We start from the raw sequence: 21,428 nt of genomic DNA on the forward strand, positions 1-21,428 counted from the left end.
CGACGGTCGATTGCCATGAATGGCTCGGCAAAGCGAGGAGGAGCCGATGAGAGTGCGCAGGATACGAGGGCTCGTGGCATTGGCCGCGGCAGGCGGCATGGTGGCCGCCCTGGCGACGGGGCCGCCGGTGTCCGGCGCCGCGGACGCGGTGGCGCCGGACACGTCCGCGGCGGGGCCGTCCAGGGCCACGGCCGCCCTGGTGAACATGCCAGGCCCGGCCGGGGAGTTCCCGCGGAACGCGCAGGTCGGGCCGACGATGGCGGTCGACCCGGTCAACCCGAACATCGTGGCGGCGGTCGCGGAGGACCTGGTGGACATGCAGCCGTGCTCGAAGGAGGCCGCGATCAACGGGGCGGCGTGCGCCCTCCCGGCCAACGCCCAGTTCGGCGGGGCGACCAACCGCGGCGTGGGGTTCAGCGGGATCTACTTCTCACACGACAGCGGCCGCAACTGGACCCAGCCCACCTATCAGGGCCTGACCGCGGCCGGATGCGACCCGGCGGCGGAGCCGTGCACGGCCAAGCCGGGGCCGATCCACACGATTCCCAACTACCACGAGAATGGCAAGCGGACCCGCGGCGGCCCATCCGTGGCTTTCGGCCCGGTGCTCCGGAACGGCAAATTCTCCTGGGCGAACGGCTCGCGGCTCTATGTGTCCACGATCGCGTCGAACCTGACGCACACGCCGCTCGATCCGGGCCGTCTCGACGGCACCAGGGCCATCATGGTCTCGCATATCGACAATCCGACGCGGGCCCGCGCGGCCGATCAGTCGAACTGGTCGGCACCGGTGATCGTGCCGGAGCGCACGCCCTCCGTCGTCCTGCCGGCCGAGGACCAGATCTGGGCGGACAACGCCGCCAGCAGCAGGCACTTCGGGAACGTGTACGCGTGCTACCACGACTTCCAGTACGCCCCCACCGTCCCGGGCAACGTCGGCCCCCTCCGGGTTTTGGTGGGAGTGTCAAAGGACGGCGGGCAGACGTGGTCGAACCACGACGTCGCCCCTCCGGTCAACTCGGCCGCCGAGGGCTACCGGATGGCGTGCACGGTCCGCACGGACAGCCGCGGCGTGGTCTACACGTTCTTCACCCACTTCACAGGTGCGTTCCCGTCGTTCGAGCCGAAAGCGGCGATCAGCGTCATGAAGTCGTACGACGGCGGCGACACGTGGACGAAGCCCGTCGACTTCATGCGGACGAACACCGGCTGCTACCACGTCGACCGGATCGGCGACCGCTGCACCGAGGAAGGACCGGCGGGGACCGCGAACGAGCCCGGACCCAGCGTCAGCATCGCCAACGGCGCTCCCACCGGCCGCGACGCCACGGACGACATGGTCCTCACCTGGGCCGACGGCCGGTTCGGCCGGGGCAGGGAGGCGGCCCTCCTGTCGCATTCGCGGGACAGGGGCAGGACGTGGTCCGCTCCGGCGAAGGTGTCGCTGCCCGGCGACCGGGTCCTGTACAGCGCCGTCGCCATCGCGCCCGACGCGTCCCGCATGTACCTGACGTACAACGCCTTCACCACGCCGTTCAGCGAGACGACGGCCGATCCGCGGCTGTTGCGGGGCGTCCTGCGGTCGGCGGGGATCGGCCGGCACGGCAGACCGGCCGGCTGGAAGAACGAGTACATCGGCCGCACCGGCGACGCGCGGGGCACCAGTTTCGCCGTCTGGAACTACCCCGAGTTCCTCGGCTACTTCGTCTCCGCCATCGCCACCCGCCGCTACGGGGCCGGCGCGTGGACCGACGTGTCCCGCACGGCCGGCTGCCCGGTCATCGACTCGTGGCGGCAGGGGTCCCTCGAAGCGGACAAGATACTGACCCCGGCGCCGTGGCCGCGGGCGGACTGCCCGCCGAACTTCGGGAACTCCGACCTCCTGAGCGCGACGACCGCCCGTTAGCCGCCGCACGAGGAGAAGCCGCACCGGAAACGGAACGGCCATCGCCCGTCCTGCCGGCAGGACGGGCGATGGCCGTTCCGTTCTCGGCGCACCGCCGTCAGGGGCCGCCCGACGTCAGGAGGCGTTCGAGTTCCATCAGGGCCTTGTCGGCGGCCTCGCCGACCTCCACGTCGTCGGGGGCCGCCGCGCAGGCGCCGAGCATCTCGACGACCTTGGCTCCGGCCGCGGCGATCTCATCGGGTTCCTCCGCCATGGCATCTCCTCTCGGGTCGGTCCCGCCGTTGCGGGTGGGGTCCCGCCGTTGCGGGTGGGGTCCCGCCGTTGCGGGTGGGGGTCCCGCCCGCCGTTGCGGGTGGGGTCCCGTCGTGGCGGCTCAGACGGCGTTGCACGCCCGGAAGACGTGCACCAGGGCCGGGATGCTGGCTTCGCCCTGGAAGGCGATGTATTCGGGCAGGACGACGTCCTGCTTCCACTTCTCCTTGTAGGCGTACTGGGTCTGCGCCGGGTAGATGTGCCCGCCGTTGGTCCAGAGCTCCTTCGTGAACCACTGGAAGGCGCGGCTGTGACCGGGGAACTCGTACTCGGGCGAGAGGCCGGAAAAGGGCGTGTAGCCGAAGTGGAGCCACTCCACCCCCTCGGCCTGGAATTGCTCGATGGCCGCCTTGTTGATCGCCTCCATCACCCCGGGCGGAGAGTCCGGCAGGCGGCGGCTGAGGTCGTGCATCCACCCGGGGCGTGAGCCGTAGACCGGGGAGTACGAGATGTAGCCGGTCAGCCGGTCGCCGCGCACGCCGACGAAGAGCCGGCGCAGGTGCTGGTACGGCCCGCCGTACTCGCCGACGAGGAACTCCAGCGGCCTGGCGCCGCCCTTGGCGCCCAGCCAGGCCGCGTCGAGCCGCCTCATCTCGTCGTGCCAGGCGTCGAGCGGCGCCTCGGTGATCGTCAGCCCGCTCCGCACGGCTCGCGCGATCTTGTTGCGCAGCTGCATGAACGCCGTCCCGCGCAGGCTGAACGTGTCCAGCCGCAGCGCGTACGACCCGCCTATCTGGTTGACGACGAAGCCCTCGTCCAGGTACTCGGCGGCGTCGGCCGCCTGGAGCTGGACGGCGACGATCTCCCGGCGCTGTTCCGCGGCCAGGTCGACGAAGGCGCGCAACAGCCGGGCCCGCGCCCCGGCGGGCGCGAACGGGCCGCCGAACTGCACCAGGTAGCGCCCGGTGGGGCGGTAGACGATCACGCCGGGCGCGTCCGGCAGGCGCAGGTAGCGGTTGCCCGCGTTGACCGCGAGGAACGAGCTTGGATTGTCGGCGCCGGGATATCGCCGGATGGCGTCCAGGGCGATGTCCGGCATCGCGAGCGTCTCGGTCATCGTGTGCTCCATTTCTGCCACGGCCTTTTCTGCGACGGCCTTTTCCGCCGCGGTCGTGGAGCACCCCCAGAGTGCGTTCATGGCGCAGTACGGAAACGGCTCGATACTCGGTCCATTTATTGCATACGGGTGCGCGGATATCAAGCGCGAGAAAAGGTCAGCAGAGAGTCAGCCGCGGATCAGGGGCGTCCGGCATGATGGTTTCAGCGACAAAGAACGGTAATGCCAGGAGAGGTTCCCAAAGTGGCCTAATGGGGCCCGGCGCAAGCCGGGAAGGCGTCGTCCGGCGCCTGCGCAGGTTCGAATCCTGCCCTCTCCGCCAGGACGGGCAGAAGAGGCTTTCACGCCGCTTCCGCTCGTCGCTTTGTGTTCGTCAATCGTGTTCGACAATTCCGCCGGGCGCCCGTGGGTGCCTTCTAGGAGGACCCGTGGGTGACGCGACCGCAGACGAAGCCGTGCCCCCGGCGGCCGGCCGGCCCGGGTGGGGAGGCGAGGTCTCGATCCCGGTGTCCGGCGTCCACCAGTGGCTCACGACCCTGCTGCGGGACCTGCCCAAGCCCACCGAGTACCGGTACACCGCGGACTACACGCGCGCGGTCGTCGGCTACTGCCTGGAGAAATGGCTGGCCGCGCGGCCGGGTGACGCCGCCGCGCCGTCCGTCGAGGAGGCCGGCGCGCGGTTCAGGGACGCGATGCTGGCCGCGAAGGACCTCTCCGAGGACCAGGTCGACCAGGTGTGCGACCGGACGTTCGGCATGGACGACGACCTCCAGGCGTGGCTGAGCGGCACTGCCGAGCGGTTCCTCGGCCTCGTCAAGCCGTGGACGCCCGTCTGGCTCGGCTTCACGGACTGGGCGCTGCGCTGGTGCCGGCAGAACTCGATCGAGACGCTGGTCTTCCTGGCCCGCGACGCGCTGCCGTTCTACGTCGCGGCGACCGCTCTGGAACAGGGCCTCCACCTGCATCTGGCGCACGTGTCGAGGCACACGAGCCCGGACGCCGTGACGGCGAACTCGATCCTCGGGCAACCCGCCATCGCCCTGATCGACTCAGGGTGCTACGGGACGTGCATCAGTGAGCTCCAGCGGCGCCGCGGAGCCCTCGGCGAGAACGCGCATCAGCAAGGCGCGGCCACACTTTTCTTCTACAGCAGGAATCCCCGGCTGTTCGGCTATGTGAACTACGTGATGTCCCGGGACATGATCGCGAGCCCGGAGACGATGGACCGGGCGGCCGACTTCGTCATCCAGGCGGGCGACCTGCTGGAGGCATTGCCGAAGCCCTACCGATATCGCGCGGACGACCCGTCCATGGTGGAGCCGAGCGATCTCGTCAGTTTCACCGTCTCGATCGCCGTGCTCAGCGAGATGGCGAGCCTGGCGAAGGCGAGCACTTTTCTCGACGCCGAACGGCTGACGGACGTCCACGATCAGGTGCGGCTGCTGTTCCGGTCGTACGAACTGTCCGGGCATCGCAGCGGGCTGCGAAGCGACTTCCTCTTCGACGAGCCGACGCCCAAGAGCCTTCCGGCGCCCGGCGCCCTGGCCGGCCTCGACTTCCTTGAGATCCCGCCGCAGAGTCACGTGTTCGGCACGGTGAGCGGCTGATTCCGTCCCTCCGCGACAACGTGAGGAGCATTTCCCGATGACACTTCCGGCCAGTTCTTCCCTGCTGCTTCCGGCCGGTGCGACGCTGCGCTTCCTGGCCTCCCGCCGCCGGGGCCCCGGCGCCTACCTGGAGGCCCACGAGGACGAGCCGACCATGGAGGCGCTGCGGTGGGCCGCCGAGATCACCGCGCTGCTGTCGGGCGAGCCGGTGACGCCCGCCCCGTTCGTCGGCGAGTGCCGCCGGGCGGGCGGCACGTTCGCGATGACGGCGGCCGGTTCGGAGCCGTCCCGTGCCGCGGGCTACTACGCGGTGCGCGCTCTCGTGCTCACCGGCAGGCGGGGCGAGGTCCCGGGCCCGCTCCCCCGCTGGTTCGCCGGCGAGGTCGCGACGCCCGGCCTGCCCGCCACGGTCGACATCGACGAGATGTTCTACGTCCTGCGCGCGCTCGAACAGCTCGACGCGCTCGGCCTGCTCGGCCCCGAGGTGTCGCGCTCGCTCATCGGCTTCGTCCGGAGCTGCCGGACCGGCGACGGGGGCTACGCGGGAGCGCCGGGCGGGCCGCCCGACACCGAGCACACCTACTGCGCCGTGTGCAGCCTGTCCCTCCTGGGCGAACCGCTCGGGGCGTCCGCCAGCCGCGCGACCGCCGCCTGGCTCAGGTCGCGGTTCGCCACCCCGTCCGGCCTCGCGACGCTCACCGCGGAGGACGACGCCCCGTCGCTCGCCGCCACCTACTGGGGCTTCCGCGCGGGCGAGGTCCTGGACGCCGCCGTCTGGACGGACCGGCTCGCGCCCGCGGTGAGCGCCCTGGCCAGGCCCGGCGGCGGTTTCGGCGCGCACGAGGACGCCACGCTGTGGGAGTCGTACTGCGCGCTGCGCGTCCTGACCAGGCTCGCGGCCACCGGCGGCGCCACGACCGCCGACGCAGGCGCGGCCGCCGACGCAGGCGCGGCCGCCGACGCGGGCGCGGCCGCCGACGGAGCCGGACGATGAACCCGTCGCGGCTGTCGGACGCCATCGGCGGGCACACGAAACGGGGCGGGCTCGCCGTCGGGATGTACCTCGTGCCGGGCTTCCCCGACTGGGCCACGAGCCTGACGGCGCTGGACCTCTGCCTCGGCCACGGCGTCGACTTCATCGAGTTCCCGGCGATGGCGGACCCGCGATGGTCCCCCAGAACCGGCCCGATGATCGCGCGGGCGCTGGGGAAGGCCGAGCCCTACGCCGAGGCCGAGGCGGCGGAGTGGCTGCTGCGCGCCCCCGTGCGGGTGGCCGTCGTCTACGAGTCCGCCTGGCCGTCGCCGGAGCGCGCCGCATGGACGGCGCCGCTCCCCCTCCGCACCGGCGTCTCCGGGTACCTGTTCGAGAGCGACCCGCCGGACCTCGCGCCTTACGCCCGTGCCGCCGCCGAGGACGGCGCGGTCGTGATCCCCGCCGTGGACGCCACCGCGGCCGGCCTGTCGGACTCCGACCGGCGCCTCCTCACCCTCGGCGGCGGTTTCGTGTACGCGGCCATGGGGCCGGAGACCGGGACGAGGGCCGCCTCCCCCGCCGACCTCCGGCGGAAGCGGGCGGAGATCCGCGCCGTCCGTCCTGACCTGCCGGTCTGCGCCGCGTTCGGCATCAGCCGGGCCGCGGACGTCGAGGAACTGCGCGCGGGCGAGGCCTGCGACGGGGTCGTCATCGGCTCCGCCGCCCTCGCCAGGCTGGACGAGGGTGTGCCAGCGTTCGCCGGCTGGCTCTCGGAGATCGTCACGGCGGCGAGGGACGCGTGAACGGCGGCTCCATGCACGACCTGGACCACAGGCTTGCGCGGCGCGTCCTCGACGAGTGCCTGCGGCAGCTCAGCCTGGACGAGGTCCCGCTGAAGACCGGCGGCGACAGGGACCGGCTCGCCGAGCGGCTGGACGGGCTCATCGGGCCGTCCGGCCACGATCCCGAGACGGTCCTGTCGGCGTTCCTCCGCGACGTGGCCCCGGCGATCCTCGCGTGCGACACCCCGCGGTTCATGGCGTTCGTGTCGTGCGTGCCGTCGAAGACGTCGATGCTGTTCGACCTGCTGGTCTCCTCGTTCACGCTGCACGGGATCTCGTGGCTGGAGGCCGCCGGACCCGTCGCGGCCGAGAACCAGGCGCTGCGCGTGCTGGCCGACGCCGCCGGGCTGCCCGCCGGCGCGGGCGGATGCTTCGTGTCCGGGGGTTCCAGCGGCAACCTGTCGGCCCTCCTCGTCGCGCGCGACATCGGCGTGCGCCGTCGCGGCGGCCGGATCGAGCGGCCGAAGGCGGCGGTCACGGCCGACGCCCACAGCTCGATCGGGAAGGCCCTGCACGTCCTGGGCATGGACCCGCTGCCAGTGCCCGCGCGCGACCACCGCCTGACGGGCGCCGCGCTGCGGGACGCGCTGGCCCGCGACCCGGACCGGGACGACGTCGTCGCGGTGGTCGCGACCGCCGGCACCACCAACGGCGGGCTGGTCGACGATCTCGCCGGCGCCGCCGAGGCGGCCCGCGAGCGGGGGCTGTGGCTCCACGTCGACGCGGCCTACGGCGGCGCCGGTCTGCTGGCGCCCACCGTCCGCGACCTCTTCGACGGCGTCGAGCGGGCGGACTCCCTCGTCGTCGACCCGCACAAGTGGCTCTTCTCGCCGTTCGACTGCGCGGCGCTGCTCTACCGGGACCCGCCGGCGGCGAAGGCGGTGCACACCCAGCGGGCGTCCTACCTGGACGCCATCCACGACGACGCCGCGGGCGTGTGGAACCCGAGCGACTACGCCCACCACCTGACCCGCCGGGCCCGCGGCCTGCCCCTGTGGTTCGGGCTCGCGGTCCACGGGACGGACGCCTACCGCGACGCCGTCGAGAACACGCTGACCATGGCCCGCTACGCGGCCGACCGCGTCACCGGGACCGACGGCCTCACGCTGGTCCGCGAGCCCGAGCTCTCCGTGGTCCTCTTCCGGCGGGACGGGTGGGGCTGGGACGACTACAAGCGGTGGTCGGACCGGCTCCTCGCCGACCAGGTCGCCTACGTCCTGCCGACGGACTGGGACGGCGAGCCCGCGGCCCGGCTCTGCTTCGTCCACCCGGAGACCACCAAGCAGCTGGTCGACGAGGTGATCGCGTCGATCGCCTCACCGCTGAACGCGCCGAGCGCGTCCAGCGCGTCGACCGGGACCACCGGCCGCTGATCAACGCGCCGGATCCGCCGGGCGTCGACCGGCGGCGCGGGGGCGGATCCGGTGCTTCACATAGATGAGGGCCCTGCCGCGCGGGATCGAACGCGGCAGGGCCCTCGGCCTCAGGGGGTCAGGAGGCGTGCCCCTGAAGCGGACGGGAAAGCTCGTCGACGACGACCACCCGGTCCGGGAGGCGGTCGGCCGGCAGGCGGCCGGAAAGCCAGCCCGCGACGGATCCGGGGTCGACCGAGCGCGCCGCCGCCACCGGGCGCGGGTCCCGGTCGTAGCCCGGCCGGACGGCGTAGACCGCGTAGCGCCCGGTGCCGCGGAGCATCTCCTCGACCTCCACGCTGACGCGGAACCCCTGGTCGTCGAGCCGCGCGGTGACCTGCTCGACCCGGCCCTCGGTCGGCGACCCGGCCTCGTCGTGGACCTCCATGCTGATCTGCTGGATCAGCGGCCAGTGGCGGTCCTCGATCCCCTGGAGCACGTCGTACTCGGCGCGCTGGGCGTCGATCTTGATCAGGTCGATCGCGCGGACGCCGACCTCGTCGACCACCGCCGACAGGGGGCGGAGCAGGCACCGGCACTCGACGAACTCGAAGTCCTTCGCCGCCAGGCCCTCGACCTCGGCGAGGTGCCCGGCGCGTCCCGGCGGCCCGTTCCGCCGCTCGTTCGCGACGTACCGCTTGATCAGCTCGACCTCGTTGTCCCAGTTCGTGTAGTCGTGGCGGCACGACATGATCGAGATATCCGGGTAGTAATAGAACGAGACGTCGTGCTCGCGGTCGGACAGCCCGAAATTGAACGCCCGCGTGCCGAGACCGCGTTCGGCGATGTTCTCCTGTAGTTTGGCGTGCACCTCGGGTACCGGCTCGAAGGCGTACACTTTCGCGGACGGGCAGCGCGCCTCGACGAAAAGGCTGAACATGCCGATGTTCGCGCCGACGTCGAACACCACGGCGTCCTCGCGGAGCACGATTCCGCCGCGCAGATAGACCTCGTCCACGAAGATCTCGTCGTGCAGGAACCGCGTCTCGGCCATGTTCACCGCCGCCAGCTCCGCGAGGACCCCCTGGTCGGCGGTCACGGCGTGCGTCCCCCACGGAAGCACCTGCGCCACCAGCTCCCCGCCGGCATCGCGGAAAACCCGGGCGCGCGCGACGCCGGGATAACGGCGCAGCGTCCTCTCGATCTCGGTCGCGACCCCGGAAGAATCATCAGAGGTGGACATGGGTCTCCTTACCTCTTGCCTCTCGACGGTCCGTCAAATGATGCCAGGCGACGCAGATCCCGCACTGACATCTCACTGACACCCCTCTCCCCCGCACCCCCCGCCGCCGAATATGCAAGCGTTGTGAATTCACGCCGTCAGCCGTATGTCAGGACGGGCTGCAATCATTTCGGGAAGGAACATAAACAGATCGGAGACTGATTCGATGCGCTCCCTTGATGAGGCGCGTGATGTGTGCGAGCGCCATCACCCCGGCCTGTGCGGCGCGCTCTCGGACATCTCCCTGGCCGAGCGCGAGGCTCCGGGCGGTCCGGTACTCGGCATGTTCCGCAAGTTCGGCGGGCCAGGGCTGCTCGTGCCGGCGGAGTTCGGCGGCCAGGGGGTGGACGCGCTCGCCGCGTCGCGCGTCGTCCGGGCGATGTCGTCGTACTCGCCCTCGCTGGGCGCCGCCACCACGATGCACCACTACACGACGGCGACGCTCTTCTCGCTCGCCAAGCGCGCCGGACGCCTGACCCCGGCCCAGCTGGACCTGCTGGCCGACATCGCGCCGGCCGACCTGATCGTCGCCTCCGGGTGGGCGGAGGGCAGGCCGGGGGCGAACATCGTCGTCCCGGCGGCGACCGCCCGTGCCACCGAGGGCGGCTACCTGGTCAACGGCGGGAAGAAGCCGTGCAGCCTGGCCCGCTCGATGGACCTGCTCACGGCCAGCGTCGCGCTGCCCGCGGACGGCGCCCAGACGCTCGCCCTGCTGCTGGTCCCGGCCGGCTCGCCGGGCATCTCGGTGCACCGGTTCTGGCTGAGCGACGTGCTGGCCGGGGCGGAGAGCCACGAGGTCAGGCTCACCGACGTGTTCGTCCCGGCGGACATGGTCATCCGGACCGAGCCGGACGCCCCGGACCGCCTGGACGACCTCCAGACCACCGGCTTCGCCTGGTTCGAGATGCTGGCGACCTCCGTCTACGTGGGCGCCGCGGGCAACCTGGTGGAGCAGGCGCTGACCAGGGGACGGGGCAGCGTGACCGACCGATTGCAGGCGGCGCTGCAACTGGAGTCCGCCGTCGCGCTGGTCGAGGGCGCGGCCCGCGCCCTCGACGACGGCCTCGCAGGCGACGCCGCCGTGTCGGCCGTCCTGGTGGCGAGGTACGCGGCCCAGCAGGCGCTCAGGGAGGCCGCGGACATGGCGGCGGAGCTCCTCGGCGGCATCGCGTTCATGCGGTCGCCGGACATCGCGTACCTGATCGCCGCCGTCCGCCCGCTGGCCTACCACCCGCCGTCGCGGACCGCCATGGCGGAGGCCCTTGTCGACTACTTCGCCGGCCGTCCGCTGCGGCTGGCGTGACCGGCCGTCAACGAAGGCAGGGAGGAATCCGGCCATGGACGTGAAGAACCCCTTCGAGAGCCCGGCGACGTTCCGGCTGCACCGGGCCGAGTACGTGGCCGCCTGGATCGCCGTGAACGTGCTCCTCGTCATGCACTGGAGCGAGATCCGCTGGCTGCCGGCGCTCGTCCTGTTCGCCTACATCGATCTCCTCGGGTACCTCCCCGGCGCGGTCGCGTTCCGGCGCAGCCCGGGCGGGCGGATCTCGAAGAACTACTACGTCGCCTACAACGTCCTGCACAGCCAGATCACGCAGGGCGCCGTCATCGTGGCCTGGGGGCTGACGATCGGCTGGGAGTGGGCGCTGCTCGCGATCCCCTGGCACATCTGGGGTGACCGCGGCATCTGGGGCAACTTCCTCAAGCCGTTCAGCCTGCCCTTCGAGCCGCACGCGGCCCCCGGGTACGGCCGCCTGATCGACGAGCTCTCCGCCGGACGCCCGGCCACCGAACCGGCCACCGAAGCGGCGCCCACGTCCGCCGCCGGGGCGCCCGCTGCCGGAGCGCCCGCCAAATGACGGCCGCCGATCTGGACGTGGCGCTGCGCCGGGCGGTCCGCCGCCTGGCGACCGGCGTGGCCGTGCTGACCGCGTGGCAGGGCGACGACGTCCACGGCACCACCGTCTCGTCGGTGGCCGCGATCTCGCGGGACCCCCTGCTGGTGGGCGTGTGCCTGCGCGAGGGGTCCGGTCTCTCCGGGCTCATCGGCGAGGCCCGCCGGTTCGCGGTGAACGTGCTGTGCACGCGGCAGTCCGCGCTCGCCGGCTGGTTCGCCGACCCGACCCGTCCGCGCGGGCTGGCCCAGTTCGACCACCTCGACTGGGAGCCCGACCCGTTCAGCGGAGCGCCGTGGATCGGCGGGTCGCTCGCGTCGCTCGGCTGCCAGCTCACCGCGACGGTCCCCGCCGGCGACCACAACCTCCTGATCGGCGAGGTCGTCACCGCCCGCGACGGCGAGGGCGGCCCGCTGCTGCACTTCACCGGGCGCCTGCACGACGGGACGCTCCGCGTCCTGCCGCGCGAGGCCACCCACCCCCAGAACGGCGACGAACGACGAGGAGACCGGCATGACGCGTTCAGTGCCGCGCGAGGCTGACTTCGACCGGGCGCCCGACCTGCTCGACGGCGCGACGAACCTGACCCTGACCACCCGCGACTGCGACCTGGCGTACTGGCTGACCGCCGTGGCGCAGGGCACCCTGCTCGGACGCGCCGAGACCGGCCACGCCGTCGCCGCCGCCACGCCCGACTTCATGCGCGAGGACGGCCCCCTCCGCGAGGCGCTGATCCTGGAGCTGGGCTGGCGTTCCGTCGCCGAGGACCGGGCGGCGCGGGCGCTGTCGTACTTCGTCGTCGAGGCGCCTGGCGTCCCGGAGCTGGAGTTCTTCGCGACGCAGGTGCTCGACGAGGCCAGGCACGCGATGGTCTTCCGCAATCACCTCGTCGAGCTCGGCGTGCCCGCGGAGCGGCTGCACGAGACCGTCGCGGAGCTGTCCGCCGACTACACCGCCGAGGTGCTCGCGCCCATCGAGGAGTTCGTGGTCCGCACCGTCCGCGACGAGGGCGACTTCGCCGGCGCCGTGGCGGCGTTCACGATCGTCGTGGAGGGGGTGCTGGCGCCCGCCGCGGAGCTGAGCGAGCGCAAGTGGGACCGGCTCGACCCGGCGGCCGGCGAGATCGCCCGGGGAGCCGGGATCGACGAGATCCGGCACCTGACCGTCGGGAGCTCGATCGTCCGCGAGCACCTCCTCCGCGACCCCGGCTACCGCTCGCGGGCCCTGGAGATCGTGACCGAGGGCCGCGGGATCTGGGACGAGGTGCCCGTCCTCAAGTACGTGCTGCGCCGCGAGAACCTCTTCCAGGAGGGCATGCGGGAGCACGCCGGCCTGCTCGACGGCTACGAGGTGTTCCCCGGCCGGAAACTGCTGGAGACCGGCGCGACCGAACGCTACGACATCGCCGAACGATGGACGGACGAGATGGCCGAGGCCCGCCTGCGCTACATGGGCCTCCCCGAGGCCGCCGCGATCCTGACCGCCACCGCGCGCTAGAGCGTGAGGCGGGCGTGGTCGCTCACCAGCTCATGGAACCGGTAGAGGCCCGGGGTGTGCTCTTGCAGGAGGTGGACGCGCAGTAGCTGGTCCAGGAGGCGGCCAGCCTGTTCCGGTGTCATGTCCAGGAGGGCGGCGGCCTCGTCGGGCCGGAACTCGCCGCCGCGCGAGCCCAGCACCCGGTACGCGCGCCGCTGGTCCTCGGAGAGGCGCTGGTAGGACAGGTCGAGCGCGGCGGCGACGCCGGATCGCCCGGCCGGCGGCCCGGCCGGGCGGCGGTCGCGGTCGTCCAGCCGCTCCAGCAGGTGCCCGACGCTCCAGGCGGGATGCGACCTGAGCCGCGCCGCGGCGAGGCCGACCGCGAGCGGGAGCAGCCCGCACCGCTCCACGGTCCGGCGCAGGACGTCCGCCGGAGTGTCCGCCACGCGGTCCTGCCCCGCCATGCGGACGAACAGCGCGACCGCCTCCCGCACCGGCAGGACGTCCAGCGACAGGGTCCGGGTGTGGTCCAGGCGGACCAGCCGGCGCCGGCGGGTGACGATCACCCGGCCGCCGGGGCTCGCGGGCAGCAGCGGCCGGCCCTGGTCCTCGTCGGCGGCGTTGTCCAGCACGATCAGGACCCTGCGGTCGGCGAGGACGCTGCGGAGCAGCGCCGAGCCGTCTTCGATGTGCCCCGGAACGTGCGCCTCGGGGACGCCGAGCGCGCGGATCACGCGGGCGAGCGCCGCCCCCGGCTGGACCGGCGCCGCGTCCGGGGTGTGGCCGTGCAGGTCCAGGAAGAGCTGCCCGTCGGGGAACCTGGACGCCAGCCGGTGCGCGGCATGGACGGCCAGGACGGTCTTGCCGGATCCGGCCATCCCGTCGATGGCGTCGACCGTCACCGTGTTCGCGCTCTGGTGGCCGTCCAGGGCCGTCAGTTCCCGCTCCCGGCCGACGAACGCGGCCACGTCCGCCGGAAGCTGCCGCGGGACGATCGGGGTCGGCGCGGCCCCCGTCGCGCCGACCCCGGCCGGATCCTCGTATCCGCCGAGGGATGACAGCCCACGAGCCGCGTCCACCAGCGTCTCCCGCTCCTCGGTGTCGAGTCCCAGCGCCTCCGCCAGCAGCAGAAGCGACGTCGTGCGAGCCTGCCGGAGCCCGTTGGCCTCCAGCCGGCGGACGGTGCGGACGTTGAGCCTCGCCCGCTCGGCCAGCTGCTCCTGTGTGAGCAGCGCCCGCTCCCGCCACCTGCGGAGGAGCACCCCCAGGTTCAGCTCGGCATCGCCGTACGGCCCGGCCCTCCCCGGCCGGGACACGGGCGGCCCGCATCCGACGGCGGCGACCTGCCCGGCCTCACCCGGGAGGGTGATGGGCCGGGAACGACCGTCGCCGGTCATCGCGTCCCGCTCCTGATGACATGGTCACGCTGCAGCATTTGATCTTTTCGCCCCCGTCGGCTGCGCGATCTGCACCTCCATGGAGCCGTATCCGGGCTGTTCAGACCACCACTGGGACGAATTCGCACGGAATCGGACGGCCCGCGGGCGTCCAGGGCGACCGCACCATCCGCGACGACCACGCCGCCCGTGCGGGAGACTGGACGGCGACGGCCGCGGGCGACGGAGTCCGGCCCGGGGCTTCCCGCATGAGCGAACGCAGGCGCGCGGTGGGTGATCATTCCAGCGCGGCCGAACCCTCGTGGAGTGACGAGCACCGATGTTCCTGAGAGGCTTCCGGCGCCGGACGGGCAAGCCGTCCCGGGAGCTCGCCGAGCTGTTCCGCTCGATCGCCGCCGAGGCCCGGGGAATCCATCCGATGGCCTCCGACTTCCTGACCCACTTCATGGACGGCGCCGGCGCCGCCAGGACGATGTCGCCGCGCTGGCTGCGCTCGTTCAAGGCGATCAGGAAGGCCGAGGAGAAGAACCACCGCCGGTTCGAGCGGCAGCTCGCGCGCGCCGCCGGGGAGATCGGCGACGGCGACTCGACCTGGCTCCACGACCACTGGGACGCCCGCGTCAACGCGTTCATCGGCACGGAGCTGTTCTACGTCAGCCGGATGAGCCTGCTGCGCTCGCAGGGGTCCTTCGTCCTGACCCGTTCCGGGGCCGAGGTGCGGGTGTCCGGCACGGTCCGCCACCACTGGTTCGACCCCTACGACTGGGACCGCGGCCGGTGGGTCTACATCCCGCGGCACGGGTTCGTCCCCATCGCGGTCGGCCGGGACCTGGTCGAGGCGGACGAGGCGCGCAACTTCCTCATGGAGTCGCGGCACGTCCACACGGTGGAGGGCACCTGCGCGGTCGGCGGGCGGTCACGGCGCGCGAGGACGTCGTTCGCATGGGCACTGACGACAACGGAGCAGCGATGACCACGGATCACTCCGCCCCACCCGACCCCGCGGAGGCCGGGACCGTGACCGAGTTCGTGCTGACCCTGGCGAGGCTCCGGCTCTGGGCCGGCGAACCGTCGTTAAGCAGGCTGCGGATGCTCGGCGGCCGGGCCGAGGCCCCGGACGGGAACCTCGTCGACAGGCTGCCCCAGAGCACGGTCTCGCACGTTCTGCGGCAGACCGGCAGGCTGCCCCGGTGGGAGTTCGTGGAGGCGTTCGTCACGGCCTGCCTGCGCTACTGCGGCCATCCGCCCGAGCGCATCCCCGGTGAGCTGGAACGCTGGCGGACGGCGAGGACGTCCCTGACCGAGCCGGTACCCGCCCCCGCTCCCCCACCCGAAGAGGCCACGCACCCCAGCCACCCCGCGCCAGACCACGCGGTGCCGCACCCCGCAGCGCCAGACCGCTCACATTCGGACCGTCCACACCCGGACGACGCACAGCCAGGCCACGCGGCGCCAGAGCGCGCAGAACCGGACCACGCCGTCGAGCTGCTGGCGCGGCGCGTGGCCCGCGAGGAGGACAGGGCGCGCAAGGGGCTGCTCGGCGGCTACAGCATCGCGCCCGTCACCTTCGGCGTGGACGCGGGCGGCGATCCAGAGGAGAAACCCGCCGAGGAGCCGGCCGACGACCTGCGCTCGATCGCCCGGTTCTTCGTCGGCCTCAGCCCGCGGCGCCTGATGGTCGTCGGCGGATCGGGCGTCGGCAAGACGGTGCTGGCCATCGAGCTGGTGCTGCAGCTGCTGGAGCCGCACACCGCCGGAGGGCGGCCCGGCCTCCCGGCCATGGTGCCGGTGCGCCTGGCCGCGGCCCGCTGGTCGTCGCGCCGCCGGTTCGAGCCGTGGCTGGCCGAACAGCTGACCCGGGACTTCGGGCTCTCCGCCAAGGACGCGGCCCGGCTCGTCCGCGACCGCCGAGTCCTGCCGGTGGTGGACGGCCTGGACGAGCTGGACCCCGTCCCGTCCGCTGGCCCGCCCCGGCAGGCGATCGAGCTGCTGGCCGAGCTGAACCGCTACAGCGACCCGTCCGGACGGCGTCCGGGCGCGGCCGTGGTGACCTGCCGCGACGACCGGTACGCCGAGCTGGCGCGGGCCCGGGTCAGCCTGGAGCACGCCACCCTGCTGCACCTGCACAACCTGAGCACCGGGCAGATCACCGAGTACCTGCACGCGCGCTGGGTGGACGGGCATCCCTGCGCCCCGCACCGGGACGCCGTCCTGACGGCCCTGTCGGGCGCCTCGGGAGAGGCCGTCCGGACCGCGCTGGGCACCCCGTGGCGGCTGCAGCTGACGGCGACCGCGATCGAGTCCGGCGCGGACCCGGCGGAGCTGCTGCGCGCCGACCCGGAAGGCGACGCGGAGGCCGAGGCCGCGCGGATCACCCGGCGGCTGATCGACGCCTACGTCCCGGCGGCGACGGAGCTGACCCCGCGCACCTCGCACGGGACCCGGTACCGTCCCGAGCAGGTGCGGTCGTGGCTCACGCACCTGGCGGTGCACCTGCGCCACCAGGCCGCGCAGGCGGGCGCGCTCGACCGGCCGCCCGCCGGGCTCACCGGGATCGACCTCGTCCCCCATCTGCTGTGGCCGATCGGCGGCCGGCGCCTGGTCCGGGTGCTGCACGGTTCGTGCTGCGCGGTCCTGGCGGTGGTCGCGATGCTGGCGTTCTGGACGGGATCGGCGGTCGACCGTCCCGGCGACCTGACCGACGGGCTGGCCCCGGGCGAGGCGTTCTCCCTGGTGCTCATGGCGGCGTGGGTGTGCCTTGCGGTCGCGCTGTCGCTGGCGCCGTGGCCCACCGCGGCGGGCGGGCGCTCGAACGTCCGGTACGGGCCGCGCCTGCTCGGCAGCCTGGTGGGCGCGCTGGCGGGCTGTGCCGTCGGCGTGGCGGGCGGCCTGGCCGGGCTGGTCGTGACGGGAGGCGAGATCTTCGGCCCCGCGTTCGCCGTCGCGGGCGGCGCGGCCGGTGCGGGGGTGTTCGGCGCGGTGATCGGGTTGACGGCCGCCGGGCGGCCCAGGTCCGAGCGGATGACGGTGTCCGAGACGGTCCGTACCGCGCCCGGCACGCTGGTGGGCTTCGGCCTGTGCGGCGCCCTCACGGGCCTGCCGCCGCTGCGGCTCGCCCACGTCGGCCCACCGGCGATGGCCGCGGTGGCCGTCGTGCTGTTCGTGCTGGCCTTCGCGCTCGGCGTCGGCTTCAGGATCGCCGCGGGCGGCTGGAGCGAGGACGCGGAGCTGGCCCACCCGCGCGAGGCGCTGCACCGCAACCCGATGCTCGGCGTGGCCTACGGCCTCACCGGCGGCGTCGCGGCGTTCCTGGTGTTCCTGATCAACAGCGACGTGCTGGTGTCGGCGGCCTGCGCGCTGGTCGGCGGCGTGACCTTCGGGGTGGCGTTCGGCGCGATCGCGTGGACCCGCGCCGTGATCGGCCTGGCCGTCGCCGCGGCCCGCGGCCGCCTGCCGCTGCAGCTGTGGGCGTTCCTCGACTGGGCCCAGGAGGCGCAGCTCCTGCGCATCAGCGGCCCTACCTACCAGTTCCGCCACCACGAACTCCAGGACTTCCTCGCCCCGCCGCCCCGGGAGACCGGCGCCGCAGGTGAGAAGGGTCCCGCCGTCACGGCGGCGTGAATGGCGCGATTCCCACCCGGCGCACGGAAAATGATCAGTGAGAATGGCGGCATGAATCCGGGAGAAGGTCACCGCGTAACGGCGGAAGCGGTCTCCGGCAGGTCCTTCCGGCCGCTGCCCGGCGGCGCGGAATGCCCCTACCAGGGCCTGGCGCCGTTCGCGACCGACCGGAGCGAGCTGTTCTTCGGGCGCACCCGGGCGACCCGGAACCTGCTCGACCGGCTGGCGCCGCGCCTGCGGGAGCGGGGGACCATCCTGCTGGTGTCGGGCGCGTCGGGCGTCGGGAAGTCGTCCCTGCTCAAGGCGGGCCTGATACCCGCGCTGGCGGAGGGCGCGCTGCCCGTCGCGGGCTCCGAGAAGTGGCCGCGCCTCCTCGTCACCCCCGGATCGGACCCGTGGCACGCGCTGTCCGCCGCCTGGACGCAGGCGTTCGGCGGCGACCCCGGCGAGACGCGCGCGCGCCTGCTGGACGATCCCCGCCAGGTCTTCGAGGGCGCCGGGCGCGTCATCCTGGTCGTCGACCAGTTCGAGGAACTGTTCACCCTCGTCACCGACGAGGCGGTGCGGCAGGCGTACGTCGAGGCCCTGCACGTCCTGGCCACGGGGCCCGCGGCCGCCGCAGTCGTCATCGGGCTTCGCGCCGACTACTGGGACCGGTGCGCCGCCTACCCCCGGTTCGCCCGCGCCATCCAGGACGGCCAGGTCATCGTCGAGCCGATGGCGGCGGACGACCTCCGACTGGCCATCACCGGTCCGGCCGGGGTCGCCGGTCTGGAGATCGAGCCCGGGCTGGTCGAGACGATCCTGGACGAGCTGCACGCCGACCGCGCCGCCGACCGCGGCCACGACCGGGCCGGCGGCCGGTACGAGGTCGGGGCGCTGCCCCTCCTGTCGCAGGCGCTGCGCAACACCTGGGAGAGGCGGGAGGACGGCCGCCTGACAATCCGGGGATACGAGGAGTCGGGCCGGGTCAGGGACGCCGTCCGGCGCACCGCCAACGGGGTGCTGGAGAACCTGTCGCCGGACGACCGCAAGACCGCGCTCCGCCTCTTCCGCCGGATGACCCTGATCACCCCCGGGGGACGGCTCGCGCGGCGTCGCGCGACGCTGGCCGAACTGCACGCCGCCGCGTCCGCCGCCACCGCGGAGCGGCGCGACCGGGTGACCGCGCTGCTGTCGGCGTTCGCGGACCGGCGGCTGCTGACCCTGGACGAGGACGCCGCCGAGATCTCGCACGACGCGCTCCTCACGGCGTGGCCGACGCTGCACCAGTGGATCGAGCCCGACCTGACGGCGCAGAACGTGTACGACCGGCTGATCTCGGACGCCGAGGCGTGGCAGCGGCACCACCGCGACCCCGACATGCTCTACCGGGGCGCCCGCCTGCTGAGCGTCCAGGACAGCCGGCCGCGCTGGGATCGCGACCCCGCGAGCTTCCCGCCCCCGGGGCCCACCGTGTCCGCCTTCCTGGCCGCGTCCGCCCGGTCCGCGCGCCAGGCCGGACGGCGCCGCCGCCTGATCACGGCCTCCCTGGCCGCCCTGACGGTGCTGGCCGTCATCGCCGCCACCGCCGCCGTCCGGGCCGCCGGAAACGCCGGCGACCAGCGCAGGCTGGCCGTCTCCCGGCAGCTGGCGGTGCAGAGCGGCGCGGCGGGCGACGCGGACGTGTCGGCGCTGCTGGCCGTGGCGGCCTGGGAGTCCGCGCCGACTCCCGAGGCCAGGTACGCGCTGATCGCCAGCGCCGCCCGGCCGGGGCGCGGGAAGCTCACCGGGCACGGCGACGCCGTCAGGACCATGGCGTTCAGCCCGGACGGGAAGACCATCGCCACCGCGAGCGACGACCGCACCGTCCGGTTCTGGGACTCCGCCTCCCACGCGCAGCTCGGCGCCCCCCTCGGCCCGCCGCGGGACTCCTGCTCAACGATGAAGGACCTGGACTTCAGCCCCGACGGCCGGACGCTGGCCGTGGCCTGCCTGGACACGGTCACCTTCTGGGACGTGGCGTCCCACCGCCCCCATGCCGCCCCGGTGGAGGCGGCGGGCATCGTCAACGCGGTCGACTTCAGCCCGGACGGGCGCCTCCTCGCGACCGGTCTCTCCAACGGGGCCGTCCAGCTGTGGAACGCGGCCGCCCGCCGTCCGGACGGCGAGCTCTTGGGCAAGGCCGCCGACTCCTTTGCCGATCGGATCGGCGTCGAGACGGTGCAGTTCAGCCCTGACGGGAAGATCCTGTTCAGCGGGCACGGGGACGGGCGCGCGCGATCCTGGGACGTCGGGACGCGCGCGCCGACCGGGACCTTCGCGGGGCATCGCGAAGGCGTGACCGACCTGGCCGTCAGCCCGGACGGGAGGAGCCTCGCCACCGTGGGCTACGACATGACGGCGCGGATCTGGGACACCTCGACCCGCAAGCAGTCAGGCGCCCTGCGGACGGACCGGCCGAACCTGATCAACTCGATCGCCTACAGCCCGGACGGCACGAGGATCGTCACCGGCAGCAGCAACGGGCGCACCCAGCTGTGGGACGCGCGGGGACACGGCCCCGTGGGCCCGTACCTCATAGAGAACGCCTATCCCGTCGAGGAGGTCGCCTTCAGCCCCACGGGAAGGCTCTACGCCGCGGCCAGCCGCGACGGCATCGTGCGCCTGGCCGACCCGGTGACCTTCCAGCAGACCGGCGCCACCATCCGCGCGGAGTCGGCGCTCGCGGTGAGCCCCGACGGCAGGACCCTCGCGACCGGCGGCCCCACCCTGGACGACCCCCTGACACGGCTGTGGGACGTCGCCTCCCAGCGGCCCATCGGTGAGCCTCTGCGGCCCACGGAGAAGCAGAAGAAGCGCCGCAACCCGTACGCGTCCCAGCTCTGGTTCGGTCCGGACGGGCGGACGCTGTTCGCCAACGACCCCGACGGCGTGCGGACCTGGGACGTCGCGTCCCAGGGCCAGCGCGGCCCGGTCATGCGGGAGGCGGATCGCGCGGGCGTGGGCGCGGTCAGTCCCAACGGCGGATTCGCCGCCGTGCAGGAGGGCGAGGCGATCGTCTTCCGCGCCACGGGCGACGGGCGCGAGATCCGCCCGAAGCTCCGCGTGCCCGGCTTCACCGAGGTCATCACCGCGATGGAGATCGGCCCGGACGCGAAGACCCTGGTCGCCTCCGGCTACGACCGGACCGCACGGGTCTTCGACGTGGCCACCGGCCGCCAGGTCGGGCGGCCGCTCCCCTTCAAGACCGACATCCTCGTCAACGACATCGCCTTCAGCCCCGACGGCCGGGTCGTCGCCGTCACGGCCGACGACAGCAGCGCCCAGCTGTGGGACCTGGCGCGCGGCCGCCTGCTCGCCGCCCCCCACACCGACCAGACCGAGGCCGTCACCGCGCTCGCGTTCAGCCCCGACGGCAGGACCCTCGCGACCGGCTCGATGGACAACACCATCCGGCTGTGGGACCTGCGGTCCCTGCGCCAGATCGGGACGCCCCTCACCGGCCACACGCGGAACATCGTCCAGATCGCCTACGCCGCGGACGGCAGGACCGTCGCGTCGATCGGCCAGGACGGGACGGCGCGCCTGTGGAACGTCACCCTTCCCTCCGATCTCGTCTCCACGGCCTGCGCGAACGCCGGCCGCTCCCTCACCCGCGCCGAATGGGAGCGGTACGCGCCGCGCGAGGACTTCCCGAACGCCTGCCGCTGACCGCCGCCGGGCGAG

At 73.3% G+C, this 21,428-nt stretch carries 16 protein-coding genes and 1 tRNA gene; 13 read left to right on the forward strand and 4 right to left on the reverse strand.

Annotated elements, in window-relative coordinates; all coding sequences use genetic code 11:
* Positions 1–46 precede the first annotated feature (46 nt).
* Entirely contained in the window at positions 47–1,906 is a 1,860-nt protein-coding gene (locus ACH34T_RS19590; RefSeq protein ID WP_395993604.1) for a hypothetical protein, read from the forward strand.
* A gap of 97 nt (positions 1,907–2,003) precedes the next feature.
* Here ACH34T_RS19590 and ACH34T_RS19595 read toward each other — a convergent pair whose 3' ends face one another.
* Together ACH34T_RS19595 and ACH34T_RS19600 are read right to left on the reverse strand one after the other, a co-directional pair.
* A complete protein-coding gene (locus ACH34T_RS19595) occupies positions 2,004–2,159 on the reverse strand; it encodes a hypothetical protein (protein ID WP_395993605.1) in 156 nt (51 codons plus the stop codon).
* A gap of 120 nt (positions 2,160–2,279) precedes the next feature.
* The gene (locus ACH34T_RS19600; protein ID WP_395993606.1) at positions 2,280–3,275 is read right to left on the reverse strand and encodes a bifunctional lysylphosphatidylglycerol flippase/synthetase MprF; all 996 of its coding nucleotides are present in this window, start codon (positions 3,273–3,275) and stop codon (positions 2,280–2,282) included.
* Between the two features lie 228 nt (positions 3,276–3,503).
* Between ACH34T_RS19600 and ACH34T_RS19605 the strand changes: the two genes are divergently transcribed.
* The 5 genes from ACH34T_RS19605 to ACH34T_RS19625 all read left to right on the forward strand — a co-directional run bounded on the left by ACH34T_RS19605 (position 3,504) and on the right by ACH34T_RS19625 (position 8,070).
* Positions 3,504–3,597 (forward strand) — tRNA-Cys (locus ACH34T_RS19605).
* Between the two features lie 106 nt (positions 3,598–3,703).
* Positions 3,704–4,882: a hypothetical protein gene (locus tag ACH34T_RS19610; protein WP_395993607.1), complete on the forward strand. Its 1,179-nt coding sequence runs from the start codon at positions 3,704–3,706 to the stop codon at positions 4,880–4,882.
* A 37-nt stretch (positions 4,883–4,919) separates the two neighbouring features.
* Positions 4,920–5,876 (forward strand): prenyltransferase/squalene oxidase repeat-containing protein, encoded by a 957-nt coding sequence (locus ACH34T_RS19615; protein ID WP_395993608.1) that lies wholly within the window; start codon positions 4,920–4,922, stop codon positions 5,874–5,876.
* Positions 5,873–6,658 (forward strand): tryptophan synthase subunit alpha, encoded by a 786-nt coding sequence (locus tag ACH34T_RS19620; protein ID WP_395993609.1) that lies wholly within the window; start codon positions 5,873–5,875, stop codon positions 6,656–6,658. Before ACH34T_RS19615 ends, ACH34T_RS19620 begins: the two co-directional genes overlap by 4 nt.
* Positions 6,659–6,669: 11 nt before the next feature.
* On the forward strand, positions 6,670–8,070 hold the full coding sequence (locus ACH34T_RS19625) for a pyridoxal phosphate-dependent decarboxylase family protein (protein WP_395993610.1): 1,401 nt from the start codon (positions 6,670–6,672) through the stop codon (positions 8,068–8,070).
* A gap of 118 nt (positions 8,071–8,188) precedes the next feature.
* Here the strand turns inward: ACH34T_RS19625 and ACH34T_RS19630 are convergent, their stop codons facing one another.
* The gene (locus tag ACH34T_RS19630) at positions 8,189–9,292 is read right to left on the reverse strand and encodes an FkbM family methyltransferase (protein ID WP_395993611.1); all 1,104 of its coding nucleotides are present in this window, start codon (positions 9,290–9,292) and stop codon (positions 8,189–8,191) included.
* Between the two features lie 205 nt (positions 9,293–9,497).
* On the opposite strand from ACH34T_RS19630, the gene ACH34T_RS19635 reads away from it, so the two are divergent.
* Genes ACH34T_RS19635 through ACH34T_RS19650 form a run of 4 tightly spaced genes read left to right on the forward strand, consistent with a single transcriptional unit; the run spans position 9,498 to position 12,723 of the window.
* Positions 9,498–10,634 (forward strand): acyl-CoA dehydrogenase family protein, encoded by a 1,137-nt coding sequence (locus ACH34T_RS19635; RefSeq protein WP_395993612.1) that lies wholly within the window; start codon positions 9,498–9,500, stop codon positions 10,632–10,634.
* Between the two features lie 34 nt (positions 10,635–10,668).
* Positions 10,669–11,190, forward strand: a complete 522-nt coding sequence (locus ACH34T_RS19640; protein WP_395993613.1) for a hypothetical protein — start codon at positions 10,669–10,671, stop codon at positions 11,188–11,190.
* Entirely contained in the window at positions 11,187–11,768 is a 582-nt protein-coding gene (locus ACH34T_RS19645; RefSeq protein ID WP_395993614.1) for a flavin reductase family protein, read from the forward strand. The genes ACH34T_RS19640 and ACH34T_RS19645 overlap by 4 nt, the downstream gene beginning before the upstream one ends.
* The gene (locus tag ACH34T_RS19650) at positions 11,740–12,723 is read left to right on the forward strand and encodes a hypothetical protein (RefSeq protein WP_395993615.1); all 984 of its coding nucleotides are present in this window, start codon (positions 11,740–11,742) and stop codon (positions 12,721–12,723) included. Before ACH34T_RS19645 ends, ACH34T_RS19650 begins: the two co-directional genes overlap by 29 nt.
* Here the strand turns inward: ACH34T_RS19650 and ACH34T_RS19655 are convergent.
* Complete coding sequence (locus ACH34T_RS19655) at positions 12,720–14,099, reverse strand: NB-ARC domain-containing protein (RefSeq protein ID WP_395993616.1); 1,380 nt, start codon at positions 14,097–14,099, stop codon at positions 12,720–12,722. The genes ACH34T_RS19650 and ACH34T_RS19655 overlap by 4 nt on opposite strands.
* 319 nt (positions 14,100–14,418) lie before the next feature.
* On the opposite strand from ACH34T_RS19655, the gene ACH34T_RS19660 reads away from it, so the two are divergent.
* From ACH34T_RS19660 to ACH34T_RS19670, 3 genes are read left to right on the forward strand one after another with little or no spacing between them, the layout of a single operon-like run.
* Entirely contained in the window at positions 14,419–15,072 is a 654-nt protein-coding gene (locus tag ACH34T_RS19660) for a hypothetical protein (RefSeq protein ID WP_395993617.1), read from the forward strand.
* Positions 15,069–17,720: an NACHT domain-containing protein gene (locus ACH34T_RS19665; protein ID WP_395993618.1), complete on the forward strand. Its 2,652-nt coding sequence runs from the start codon at positions 15,069–15,071 to the stop codon at positions 17,718–17,720. Before ACH34T_RS19660 ends, ACH34T_RS19665 begins: the two co-directional genes overlap by 4 nt.
* Positions 17,721–17,771: 51 nt before the next feature.
* Positions 17,772–21,413, forward strand: coding sequence for a hypothetical protein (locus ACH34T_RS19670; RefSeq protein ID WP_395993619.1), 3,642 nt, complete (start codon positions 17,772–17,774; stop codon positions 21,411–21,413).
* The last annotated feature ends 15 nt before the right edge of the window (positions 21,414–21,428 follow it).

Origin of the sequence: Actinomadura sp. 9N215, from assembly GCF_044326345.1 — a bacterium.
Lineage (GTDB): Bacteria > Actinomycetota > Actinomycetes > Streptosporangiales > Streptosporangiaceae > Spirillospora.